The sequence below is a fragment of the Nocardia sp. NPDC050406 genome (assembly GCF_044459025.1).
In the GTDB taxonomy this organism is placed as follows: Bacteria; Actinomycetota; Actinomycetes; order Mycobacteriales; family Mycobacteriaceae; genus Nocardia.
The window spans coordinates 1-11,924 of sequence record NZ_JBITIM010000001.1 but is presented as its reverse complement, the minus strand read 5'-3'; the positions used below and the strand labels follow the sequence as shown (position 1 = coordinate 11,924).

Below are 11,924 nucleotides of genomic sequence, written 5' to 3'. Positions count from 1 at the left end.
GGCGCGCGTGCTGGATCTGGGGAAAATGCCTGCGGCGGACGACTTTCCGTCGGCGCGGGCGGTGCCGACGGCCGACGAATCGGGTCATCCGCTGGCCATGGACCTGTGCGCGGCCTGCGGGCTGGCGCAGTTGGCCGAGGACGACACCCACACCGCCGAACCGCGCGGCGTGGAGCCGCTGGCGTTGCGCGATCAGGCGGCCGAGGCGGTGCAGCGGGTGGCGGCCTCGGGCTGGCTCGGCGGGCGGACGGTGCGCGAATTCGCCAGCCCGCACGGTGGCAGTTGGGTGCCGCTGCTGGTCGAGCGCGGTTTCACCGAGACCGACGGTCCAGCCGACGTGGTGATCGATTCCTTCGGCATGATGCACGAGGCCGACCAGTTGCAGGCCTTCGCGCGGCGGGCGGCGGCCACCGCCCCGAACGGGGTGCTGTTGGTGCAGTTCCATTCGCTGGGCGCGATCGTGGCGCACGGACAGTGGACCGCGCTGCGGCACGGGCACTTCGCCTACTACTCGCTCACCGCGCTGCGTCGGCTGTTGGAGGCCACCGGCATGAGTATCGCGACCGCGTGGGAATTCGATCTCTACGGCGGCACCGTACTCGTCGCCGCCGTGCACGCCGAGATCACGCCCGACGAGCGGGTGTGCGCCATGCTCGACGCCGAGACCGAACTCGCCGAGGTGGACACGGTGCGCCGCCTGCAACGCGACGCCGATCGGCAGGCGCGGGCGCTGCGCGCTTGGCTGGAACGCGAAAATGCCAGGGGCCACCGGGTTTACGCCTACGGTGCGGCCTCGCGCGCCATCTCCCTGCTGCATCTGGCCGGGGTGCACCGGGGCCTGCTGAGCGCGGTGGCCGACGCCTCGCCCGCGAAACAGGGCCGCCGCATGTCCGGCACCGATGTGCCGATCATCGCGCCGTCGGAACTCGTTGCCGCGCAACCGGATCGAGTGCTGCTGACCCTGCCGGACCTCCTGCCCGAGGTGTCGGGCCTGTGGCCCGAGCTGGAGGGGAGGTGGGTGGTAGACATTCCCGAACTGTCCTGAGCTCGAACGCAATTCGCCGTATAGTCTCCCGCAGGGGAGATCGCCCGGCTGTTTTCGCCAGCCGCACCACCTGATGAGGGAATTGGGGATCACATGAGGGGTAGTAAGCAGCGTGCCACCGCACGCGCCATGGCCGTCGCCGCCGTACTCACCGTCGGGTTGGCCGTCGGTACCGGTTACGGAGCCGCCGGTATCGACAGCAGCAGTTCCATCCAGGACCGACGAGACCGCACCGTCGAGGCCATCCAAGCCGACACCCGCATCGATTTCGTCCCGCCCTTGGACGGAAATCCGTTGACGCGCGAGTGGTTCCATCACGGCACGGCGGCCTTCAAGGTCTCCGGCCACGGGGCAGACGATTGGTCGGGGAAGATCACCCTCGGCTACCAGGTCGGCTATCCGGCCACCCTGGACGGCAAGATTCGTTTCCAATGGTCGACGCCCGGGCTCGGTATTGAGCTCGACGAGGACCCCAATGTCACGCTGACCGACCTGATTCCGCGGCTGGGTATCGAGATCGGCGTGGGCTTCGGGCCGGGTATCAAGTCCATCGAGGCCGCGCAGGGCGAGATCTCCGGGACCGAGGGCTTCATTCGCATGTCCGGTATGCATGCCACGGTGACCGGTGTGCTCGGGCAGGTCACCATTCGCCCGTGGGTGAGCGTGGTCAGCAGCGACGGTGACACCGTGGTGACCTACGGGCCGCTCTGGACCATCTGAGTTCACACCGAGCTTTCGAATCAGCGGCACTGTGCCCGGCCGGAATGGCCGGGCACAGTGCTGTTGGAGGTACTCGGGCTGTCTCGAATGTGGCGCGGTCTCACGCACGCAAGCGCGCCACGGCCGCACGGACCACACGCAGGTCTCCGGCCAGCAGATCGGTGCAGCCGAGCAGTTGCGGGTACTCGTAGCGCAGCCGGTGGTGGAAGCGCAGCATCTCGGTGACCGCGCCGCAGGTGGCGGGTTCGGCGGCGGCCGGATCGTTCCATGCCGCGGTCGTCTCCGCCATGCCGTGGTAGGTGCCGAAGACCGACAGCCGGGCCAGGAGGTCCACGCCCATGGGCCGGACGAGATCCCCGCGGAAGCCGCCCACCCGGTCGAAATCGGCGCGCCGGAAGATGGCGGTGGTGATGGGCCCGAAGCTCGCCGGACCGCCGCGCACGATGGCGCGCAGCAGGGCGCGGGTGTCGTGCGGGCCGAGCAGGGGCGGTGCGAGGGTCCGCTGTCCGATCGCGCCGTGCTCGTCGAGCAGGCGGAAGCTCGAGGTGGCGAGGGCGATGCCGTTGTCGCCCATGACCCTCAGCTGTTCGGGCAGCGCGGCGGGGAGCAGCAGGTCGTCGGCGCGCACGAGCTTCACCAGTTTTCCGGTGGAGAGCGAGACCGCCTTGTTCCAGTGCTCGCCCCGGGGCAGGGCGCGGGAATCGCGTTCCAGGCGCACCCGCTCGTCGTCGAAAGAGGCGGTGATACGCCAGGTTTCGTCGCGGCTGGCATTGTCGAGCACCAGCACTTCCATCTCGACGTCCTGGTCGAGAATCGAGCGCAGGGTCGCCGCCAGCGTGCGTCCCGCATTGGCGGCCGGTACACATACCGAAAGCCGAACCATGGTCCCCCTGTGCTCATCTCGCGCCGGTTCGGGGGAACGGTCGATCAGTCCGCCACGAGCCGGAACACTCGCTCCAGTCCCGCCCGACTCGCGTCGATCTGCTCGACGGCCTTGTGCCGCAGCGTCTCACGCACATCCGGGGCGGCTTCCCAGAGCTCCCGCACCTGGTGGGTGAGTTCCCGTTCGAGATCGGTGGAATCCAGGTGCACGACCCGCAGACCCGCGCCGAACATATCGGCCAGTCCATGGAATTTGTCGTCATAGTACTGCGAGGCGGTGACGGCTATGGCCGGAATACCTTGGGAGAGCGCGAAAACGGCGAGGTGGTAGGCACTGGTCACCACCACGCGGCAGCGCGACACCTGACGGGCCACATCCTCGGCGGTGCCGGTGCGGCCGATGGGGGCGCGGGTGCGCGTCGCGCCGGACAGCAGCGGCAGGGTGGCGCGGCGGTCCTCGGAGTGGTGTTCGGAGAGGATGAGCGGGGCGAGGGTGGCCTCGTGCGCGGCGGCGCTGGCGAGCACGGCGGTGCCGAGGGCCTCGCGCGCGGAGTCGCTGAGCTTGGTGTAGTCACCGACTCGCAGGCACAGTCCCAGATCACTGCCGATCTCGGGTCGCCGTGTGCGGTAGGAGAATTCGATGGCGTCGTCACCGGTGACCAGCGTGCGGTCGGCGGCGACGCCGAGGTCGGCGAGCAGGCGCGGGCCGCGCAGCCGCTCGCGCACCGCGACGACATCCACCCCGGGCAGCACGTCGGCGGCGCGGGAACGCAGGTCGGCATCGGCGATGGGGCCGAGCCCTTGACCGAGCATGGCCGTCGGAATGCCCAGCGCGGCCGCGTGTTCCAGCAGTGCGAGCATCCGGTGCGCGCGGTGCCGGTTGGCGTCGGCCACGTAGCCGCCGCCGAGGGTGAGGACCAGGTCGGCCTCCGCGACGGCGGCGGGCAGGGGCGGCCGAGGGGACGTATCGGGCTTTCGGTCGGGTTCCGCCCCGGTCAGCGTCCGCACACCGGAGACCGCCCAGGACCGCACGCCGCGCAGGCGCGCGGACGGCGCGTCGGTGGCGGCCCGCCACAGCACCGAGGCGGGGCCGGTGAGTTTGGTTCCGGCGGCGTGTTCGAGCCGTCCGGCGAAACCGCCTCTGCCCCAGTGTCCGCCGTCATCGACGCAGATGGGTTCCGCGTCCGGCAGCAGTCCGCGCAGAACCGCGGATTCCTTGGTGAGGACGCCGATACGGGCCCGTGGCCACCGCTCGCGCACCCGCTCCACGGTCATCACCAACATGGCGATATCGCCGCGATTGCGCAGCCGGTAGTCGCCGCTGTCGATGAGTACACGTAAACCGTCGGCACCAACCCCCGCGCCAGACTTCGCCACTATGGTTTTCCTTTCGGAAATTCCGCCGCGATTGCCCGGCGACCACCTGCGGTCCCACCTGCCGAGCACGAATCCGCTGCGAATCTATCGCACCGTAGCGGGTTGCGCCACGCGGGGTTTCGGCTCAGGCCGTGCAGATGGCGGTGTCGACGATCTGTTCCAGGCCCGCGCCCTCGGTGTGCGCGCGCAGCACGTCGGGGAGCTGGTTCATACTCAGCGTGACCGCCTTGTCCGCGGTCGCCGCGCCGTAGACGAAGAAGCCGTGCATGGAGCCGCCGTGCCCCCAGACGTCCAGTCCGCACGTGGTTCGGAAGTGGAACAGACCCAGCCCGACGTTCTCCTGCAGCGGCCCGTCACCGCCGGGCACGGTGGTCGTCATCTGGGCCAGCTCCGCCGGGGCGAGCACCCGGCCCTGGAGCAGCGCCATGAAGAAGCGGTTCAGGTCTGCTCCGGTGGAGACCATGGCCCCGTCGGGCAGCCCCCAGCCGGGGTCGATATCGGTGACATCGGTGAGCGCCTCGCCGAAGAGGTGGTAGGCGCGCGGGTGCGGGCCGCGAATCACGTTCTCCACGGGGAACAGTGGCCAGTAGGTGTCGGTCAGTCCGAGCGGTGCGAGGATGCGCCGGGTGACCTCGAGTCCGATGGGGCTGCCCGTCACCGCCTCGACGAGACGGCCCGCCAGCAGGTAGTTGGTATTCGAGTACTCCGCTCGCGCACCGGGTTCGAATTCCGCGGGCTGATCGAGACCGACGCGGATGAGATCGTCGGCGGGCCGCGCGCGTCGCAGCGCGTCGACCGACTCCAGGTCGAGGCGGGACAGGTAGTCCGGGATTCCACTGGTGTGCTGCAACAGATTTCGCACGGTGATGCGCTGGCCGTCGCCGCCGGGACCGTGCACCACCCCCGGCAGATACCGCTCGACCGGTGCGTCGAGATCCACTCTGCCCTCGCCGACCAGCAGCAGGACCACGGTGGCCACGAAGGTCTTGGTATTGCTGGCGATTCGGACTTGCGCATCATCCGGGAACGGAGCTTTGGTGGCGAGATCGCCCACGCCGCTGTTGATTCGGCTCTCGCGCCCCGCGGCGGTGGCGACCAGCTGCGCACCTGGGACGTCGGCGGCGCGCACGAGGTCGTCGAGGGCGGGTCGCAGTGAGGCGGTGAACGCCTCCGGTTGGGCGGCGGTCACCCCGCTCGCGGTGAGGGTCGAGAATACGGCGGCCACCGAAACCGTGGCCAGGGCGAAACGTCGCATGGTCGCTCCGTCGATAGATGTCCGCCCCGCGACGGTCATACGCACGAGCGAGCGGAATGGTTCGGCCGGGGCGTGGCACCCTCGCGCCGGAGCGCGGGTGCGGCACGCTGACTGCCATGTTGCACGACTTGTTGACGGTCGGCACCGGGGTGCCGCAGAAAATCATCCGCACCATCGTGGTGTACTTCGCCGTCGCGGCGCTGCTGCGGCTGGCGGGCAAGCGGGACCTGGCCCAGCTCAACACCTTCGATCTGGTGGTCATGCTGCTACTGTCGAATGTGGTGCAGAACGCCGTCATCGGCGACGACGACTCGCTCGCGGGCGGGCTGATCGGCGCGGCGACGCTGGTGGCCACCAATGCGGTGGTGGTGCGAGCGAGCGTGAAGTACCCGTGGGTGGCACGGTGGTTCGAGGGCAAGCCCGACACCCTGGTGTCCAATGGCAAGTACGACGACGAACGGCTGTGGAAGCTGGGCCTGCGGCGCGCCGACGTCGCCCAGGCGCTGCGCACGCAGGGCGCGCGGTCGGTGAAGGATGTGTCGAAGGCGGTCATGGAGCCGGGCGGGACCGTGGTGGTGCAGCTGCGCCCCAAGGAGCAGACGGCGACCAAGACCGATGTGGAGATGCTGCTGGCCGAGATTCGCAATCTCGAGGCGCGCTTGGACCGGTCACCACCGGCCTAGCGTCAGTTCGAGAACAGGTCGAGCGCCCACTGGCTGCACAGCCACCTGCCGTCCACGTAGTCCATGGACATGGCCACGCTCTTCTGTTCGGTGGTGTCGGGCTGGCCCTCGGTCTGGTTGATCTGGGTGATATTCGCGGTGATCTCGTAGTGGGAGTCGCTGCCCGAGGTGGCGGTACAGGTGGCGTCGCTGGCGTGGGTCTTCTCCGGATCGCTGGCCATCAGCAGGCGCAGCGCCGGGAAGAGTTGCGGCCCTTGGATTTTCCAGGTGCCCGTGGCCCCGGCCTGGACCTGGGTCTCCCAGTCGCCGGGGTTGTCGTAGTTGTAGGTGACCATGAGTTTGGCGTACTCGCAGGCGGCCTGTTCGGCGGCCTGGCGGGTGGCGGCCGAGGGGGCGCCGCCCGGGGTGGCCGCGCCGGTCCAGTTGAAGTGCAGTGCGCCCGTGGACAGTCCGATGCCGATACCGAACGCGAGCACGACAGCTACGGCGGCGGCCGCGAGGCGCAGTGTGCGCTTGCGTGAACGCGGCCGAGCGGGTTCCGCGAGCGGTGCGGTGCCGGAGCGGTGCGCGGTGGGCGCGAACGCGGTCGGCATGGGGGCGGGCGGTGTGAGCGGCGAATACGGCAGGGTGCCGGTGAGCGCCTGGTGCGCGGCGGCCGCCAGTTCGCCGCAGCTGCCGTAGCGCTGCCGGGCGTCCTTGGCCAGCGCCCGTTCGATGACATGGTCGAAAGCCACTGGCACCGACGGGTTTCGGGCGCTCGGGCGCGGGACGGGCATGTTCAGGTGGCCGTTGATGACCTGGGCGGTGCTGGCTCCCGGGTACGGCAGTTCGCCGGTGAGCATGTGGTAGAGCGTGCAGCCCAGGGCGTAGACGTCGGCGCGCTGATCGACGACGCCCATCTCGAATTGTTCCGGTGCGGCGTACTGGAAGCTGGCGTACATCTCGCCGGTGCGGGTGAGCGCGCTGGTGTGGTCCAGAGCCTTGGCGATACCGAAATCGGCGAGGTAGACCTGCTGATGCGGTCCCCAGGCGAGCAGGATATTGGCGGGCTTCACATCGCGGTGCAGGACGCCCGCGGCGTGCGCGTGGTCGAGGGCCTTGGCGGTCTCGCCGATGATGCGCACCGCGTGGTCCGGGCGCAGCGGGCCGTCGCGCAGCACCGCCGCCACATCGGTGCCCTCGATGTACTGCATGGCCATCCAGAGGCGGTGGTCGTCGCGGCCGCGCGCGTAGACGGCGACGATATTCGGATGCGAGAGCCGCGCGGCGGTATCGGCCTCCCGCAGGAATCGCGCCCGCACCTCGGGATCGTCGGCCACCGCCGCGCCCAGCAGTTTCAACGCCACCGGCCTGGGCAGATCCCGATCCTGAGCGAGATAGACCTCACCCATTCCCCCCGCGCCCAGCAGCCGTTCGATGCGATAGCCAGCGAACGACTGCCCGTGCGCCAACGTCCGACCCAACTGCTCGACCTCCGACCCGCCACGAACTTCCGATCACCCTAACGCACCTGGATTTCGACGCGAGCCCCCAAGAGTTCGGGTGCCCGCCGACACCGGCGGCGCGACGCAATCTCTCGGCTATGGAGGTTGGGGTTGCGCCCTGGTCTCGGTCTGCCCCATCGCGGGTCCGTTGTGCCCGAATTCGCCGCATAATCCCGATATGACGCGCGCGTCACGGCTTCTTCTCGCACTTCTCGCCGGGGCGGTCGCGGCCGGTCTCACGGCCTGCGGCGTCGAGGGCACCGCCGTCCCCGGCGAAATCGACGTCCGCACACTGGATGTCGGCGAGTACCCGGTGGACAAGCACAACTACCCGCAGAATTCGGGCGGCAACGGGGCGCTGCTGGAGGGTATGCGCATGTCGGAGGTGGTGCCGCCCGGGGTGCGCGTCGATCCGGTGCTGAAGGTCGGCCGCACCGGGCACGTCTGCCTCGATCCCCAGGACGCCGAGAACGATTTCCTCGCGGTGGGTTCCGGTCCGGTGCTGCGGCGCAATGGGATGGTGATCGGCTACGGCGCGAGCAGTGCCGATATCCCCGATCCGGAGGGTTCGGACTTCCCCTCCGACACCGCCACCTCCATCACCGAATTGGTGATTCGGTTCCCCAGCGAATCCGCGGCCAAGGTGGCGGCCCGCGAACTCGAGGACGTGGACTTCGCCTACGCCCCCGACCAGAACCGTCGCCTGAATCTCACCGAACATCCCGACGCGTACATCCACTGGCGACCCACCGTCGCCAATATCGGAACATTCATGCCCTACAGACAATTCGTCATCTCCCTGTTCATCGGACGCCCGAACAGCGACGCCACCGACCTGCTGAACTGGGTCCGCAAAACCCTCGACGCCACCGTCGCGGCCCTGGACGCCTTCACACCGACACCCGCGGACAAACTGGACAGCCTGACAGTGGACCCCGATCGCATGCTGGCCCGCGTGATCACCGCCGACCGCGAGAACCGCACCCCCGATCCCGATACCTTCGCCGTCTACGGCCCAACGGGTTTCATTCACGGTGCGACCGACCAGCCCCTGGTAAATCGACTGCTCACCGACTCCGGCGTGGACCGAGTGGCCACGGTCGACGGCAATACCGTGATGCGCGCCCGAGATTCGGGCGCTGCCACCACCCTGATGGCCGACCTGTCCACCCACCTCGTCGACTACGACCCCTTCGCCGCCCCCAAGGACGTCCCCGGCGCGAAATGCTTCGAGCGCGCCGACGCGGCCTGGTACCGCTGTTTCGTGACATACGGACGCTATGTCGGGATTGTCGACAGCGACTCGGAATCGGATGTGCGGCAGAAGATCGCCGCGCAATATGCCCTGTTCGCGAACAGCCTCTAGACTTGGCCGTACCAGGGCGTCGCGGCCGCGGTTCGGGACGGATGTACTGACACGGGGGTGACGGTGTTGGTGGGGTCGAGGGGTGTCGAGGTCGGCACGTGAAGGCCGTTTTTCTGGCGGATACCGCCGCGCCGACGGGTGCGGAGCTGGCGACGTCGCGGCTGTTGTCGGCGCTGCCCCGCGGGCGGGTAGCGGTGGTGCACTTCGAGGACGGGCCAATGGTGCGGCAGCTGGGTGAGGTCGGGATCGAAACGCGGGTGGTGCGTGGGGAATTCGACGTGCGGGGACTTTTCCAGCTCAGCGCGGTGGTCGCGAGGGCGCTGCGGGAACTCGGTGCGACGGTTGTGGTCGCCGGGAGTGTGCGGACCCTGATCGTTGGTGCGCTGGCGGCGCGGCGAGCGCGTGTGCCGCTGATATGGCATGTGCACGAGCGGATTTCGAGTGAGCGGGTCGGGCGGGCGCGGGCCGTGGGGATTCTGCTGCTCGGGTGGGTGCTGGCCACCGGGTACATCGCGAACAGTCGGGGGACGCTGCGGCTGCTTCCCACGTGGCGGCGGCCAGCTGTGGTCGCCTACCCCGGAGTGGCGTTCGGGGACGAGCGGATGCGTGAGGAACAGCGCGATCCGCCCGAGACCGTAATAGCCGTGGTCGGACGGCTCGCACCCTGGAAGGGGCAGGCGCTGTTTCTGCGGGCGTTGGCGGATGTGCGCGTCCAGCCGCGCGAGGTATTCCTGGTAGGCGCGAACTTCTCCGACGACGACACCTATCCCCGGGAACTCGAAACTCTGGCCACCGCACTGGATCTCCCGGTGGTGTTCACCGGATACGTCGACGATCCCGAACCATATCTGCGCGTGGCAGATATTCTCGTGCACTGCTCGGTCCGGCCGGAGGCATTCGGACAAGTCGTCGTGGAGGGAATGCGCGCGGGCTGCGCGGTCATCGCCACCCGACCCGGCGGGCCGGAGGAGATCATCGAACCCGGCGTGAACGGGCTCCTCGTGCGGGCCGGGGACCGCCATCAGCTCACCCACGCACTCGACACGCTCATCGCGGATCAGGAACTGCGCATCAAACTCTCCGCCGCCGGGTCGGTGCGAGCGCGTGACTTCGATATCACCGAATCGGCGCGGACGGTCTGGACGTTCCTCGGCGCTGTCACCGAACGGGAAGGGTCGTAGTGCGAGACTTCCAGCGCAGCAACGCGATTCAGGAGCGACTGCACGAGTTGGTGCCCGGCGGAGCGCACACCTATGCGCGCGGGCCGGATCAGTACCCGGAGTTCATGGCACCGGTGTTGGTGCGCGGCAGCGGTTGTCGAGTGTGGGATTGCGACGGCAACGAATTCATCGAATACGGCATGGGCCTGCGCTCGGTGACCTTGGGGCACGGGTACCGGCCGGTGGTGGAGGCCGTGACCCGGGCCATCGCCGACGGCGTCAACTTCTCGCGTCCCACGGAGCTGGAACTGCTTGCGGCACAGGATTTCCTGAGCGTGGTACCGGGTGCGGACATGGTCAAGTTCGCCAAGAACGGCTCCGACGCCACGACGGCGGCGGTCCGCTTGGCACGGGCGGCCACGGGTCGCGAAACCGTGGCGATCTGCGATCAACCGTTCTTCTCCGTCGACGACTGGTTCATCGCCACCACACCTATGAACGCGGGCATTCCCGCCTCGGCGACCGTGCGGTTCGGATACAACGACCTCGACTCGCTCGCCGCGGTGCTCGAACAACATGCGGTCGCCTGCGTTCTCATGGAGGCCGCGACCGCCATGGCCGAACCCGAACCCGGATTCCTGGAAGGCGTTCGCGCACTATGCGATCGGCACGGGGCACTTCTCGTCTTCGACGAGATGATCACCGGTTTCCGCTGGGCCACCGGTGGGGCGCAGCAGGTCTACGGCGTCACCCCTGATCTCTCCACGTGGGGCAAGGCCATGGGCAACGGTTTCCCCATCTCCGCCCTGGCCGGGAAACGCGAATACATGGAACTCGGCGGCCTCCGCACCAAGGCCGATCGAGTATTCCTTCTCTCCACTACCCACGGTCCTGAAACGGGAGCCCTCGCCGCGTTCCGAGCCGTCGTACACGCTTACGCGACAACAGATCCCATCGGGCGTATGGAACAAGCCGGGAAGCAACTGGCCGACGGTGTGAACGCGGCGGCCGCCGATTTGAAGATCGAAAGCCATCTACAGGTAGTGGGCCGCCCCTCCTGTCTCGTCTTCACAACCAAAGACCCGCAAGGTAATCCCTCGCAAGAATTCCGAACCCTATTCCTCCAGGAACTACTGAACCAAGGCATTCTAGGCCAGTCATTCGTGGTCTCCGCCGCACACACCACCCAAGATATAGACCAAACAATCACCGCCTGCCACAGTGCAGCAGCCGTCTATCGACAAGCCCTCGAGCGGGGCAGCGTGAGTACCTTATTGAAAGGCCGCCCAGTAGCCCCTGCCATGCGGCGACACGCCGCGCCCCGCCAAATCTGACACAACTCATCTGAACATCTGCATATCAGATTCTTTTCCTGTTCAGCCACAACATAATTCGCGATAGAATGGTGTCATGAATTCGGGCGGGGAAATCAACGAGAACGGCGCGGTCGCCACCCTGAGCGACCTCGACGCCCTTCTCGATTCTCTGCTCGACGCCCCGACTACCGGTTTGTCGGATGACGAATTCATTGACCATATGCGTGAATTCGAGAGCTTCGCGCGCAAAGTCGCTGTGATGCAACATCGCTTCGCTCAAGCCGTCGGCGATCGCGGGTTGGCGCAACGCTACGGATTCAGCCCCACCGCCGGAGTACGCAGCTTTCTTGTGGAGACGTTGAACCTCTCCAAAGGGGACGCCGCAGCGCGGACGAACGCGGCCGAGCACCTCGACGACCGCCGGTTCAGCCCCAACGGATACCTGCCGCCCGCGCTGCCGCTCACCGCGGCCGCACAAGCCGCGGGCGAAGTCTCCGCCGACCACGTGCGCGTGATCATCTCGGTCATGGACCGCATCCCCAGCAGTGTCGAACAGCAGTCGCGGACCGAGGCCGAAGAACGCCTCGTCGAGGCGGCGCGCGTGTGCACGCCCGACGGGCTCAAGAAGGTCGGCGC

11 protein-coding genes are annotated in these 11,924 nt (G+C 68.0%); 7 read left to right on the top strand and 4 right to left on the bottom strand.

Translation table 11 applies throughout. The features are described from left to right. Positions 1 to 25: 25 nt before the first annotated feature. Complete coding sequence (locus tag ACIBH2_RS00055; protein WP_397111666.1) at positions 26 to 1,045, top strand: methyltransferase domain-containing protein; 1,020 nt, start codon at positions 26 to 28, stop codon at positions 1,043 to 1,045. 93 nt (positions 1,046 to 1,138) lie between these two features. Continuing rightward, positions 1,139 to 1,765 (top strand): MspA family porin, encoded by a 627-nt coding sequence (locus ACIBH2_RS00050; protein WP_397111664.1) that lies wholly within the window; start codon positions 1,139 to 1,141, stop codon positions 1,763 to 1,765. Positions 1,766 to 1,865: 100 nt separating this feature from the next. Here the strand turns inward: ACIBH2_RS00050 and ACIBH2_RS00045 are convergent, their stop codons facing one another. The 3 genes from ACIBH2_RS00045 to ACIBH2_RS00035 all read right to left on the bottom strand — a co-directional run bounded on the left by ACIBH2_RS00045 (position 1,866) and on the right by ACIBH2_RS00035 (position 5,279). Next, positions 1,866 to 2,648: a glycosyltransferase family 2 protein gene (locus tag ACIBH2_RS00045; RefSeq protein ID WP_397111662.1), complete on the bottom strand. Its 783-nt coding sequence runs from the start codon at positions 2,646 to 2,648 to the stop codon at positions 1,866 to 1,868. Positions 2,649 to 2,692: 44 nt separating this feature from the next. Next, positions 2,693 to 4,024, bottom strand: a complete 1,332-nt coding sequence (locus ACIBH2_RS00040) for a polysaccharide pyruvyl transferase family protein (protein WP_397111660.1) — start codon at positions 4,022 to 4,024, stop codon at positions 2,693 to 2,695. A gap of 124 nt (positions 4,025 to 4,148) precedes the next feature. Continuing rightward, positions 4,149 to 5,279, bottom strand: a complete 1,131-nt coding sequence (locus ACIBH2_RS00035) for a serine hydrolase domain-containing protein (protein WP_397111658.1) — start codon at positions 5,277 to 5,279, stop codon at positions 4,149 to 4,151. 116 nt (positions 5,280 to 5,395) lie between these two features. Between ACIBH2_RS00035 and ACIBH2_RS00030 the strand changes: the two genes are divergently transcribed. After that, positions 5,396 to 5,962 (top strand): DUF421 domain-containing protein, encoded by a 567-nt coding sequence (locus tag ACIBH2_RS00030; protein ID WP_397111656.1) that lies wholly within the window; start codon positions 5,396 to 5,398, stop codon positions 5,960 to 5,962. 2 nt (positions 5,963 to 5,964) lie between these two features. Here ACIBH2_RS00030 and ACIBH2_RS00025 read toward each other — a convergent pair whose 3' ends face one another. Then, positions 5,965 to 7,425: a serine/threonine-protein kinase gene (locus ACIBH2_RS00025; RefSeq protein WP_397111654.1), complete on the bottom strand. Its 1,461-nt coding sequence runs from the start codon at positions 7,423 to 7,425 to the stop codon at positions 5,965 to 5,967. 199 nt (positions 7,426 to 7,624) lie between these two features. Between ACIBH2_RS00025 and ACIBH2_RS00020 the strand changes: the two genes are divergently transcribed. The 4 genes from ACIBH2_RS00020 to ACIBH2_RS00005 all read left to right on the top strand — a co-directional run. Then, a complete protein-coding gene (locus ACIBH2_RS00020; RefSeq protein WP_397111652.1) occupies positions 7,625 to 8,812 on the top strand; it encodes a hypothetical protein in 1,188 nt (395 codons plus the stop codon). Between the two features lie 98 nt (positions 8,813 to 8,910). Next, positions 8,911 to 9,993 carry a glycosyltransferase family 4 protein gene (locus ACIBH2_RS00015; protein WP_397111650.1) on the top strand — a complete coding sequence of 361 codons (1,083 nt, stop codon included), beginning with the start codon at positions 8,911 to 8,913 and terminating at the stop codon, positions 9,991 to 9,993. After that, entirely contained in the window at positions 9,993 to 11,306 is a 1,314-nt protein-coding gene (locus tag ACIBH2_RS00010) for a glutamate-1-semialdehyde 2,1-aminomutase (protein WP_397111648.1), read from the top strand. The genes ACIBH2_RS00015 and ACIBH2_RS00010 overlap by 1 nt, the downstream gene beginning before the upstream one ends. Before the next feature lie 76 nt (positions 11,307 to 11,382). Further along, positions 11,383 to 11,924 (top strand): DUF222 domain-containing protein (locus ACIBH2_RS00005; RefSeq protein WP_397111646.1); only part of this gene is annotated, 542 nt, incomplete at its 3' end.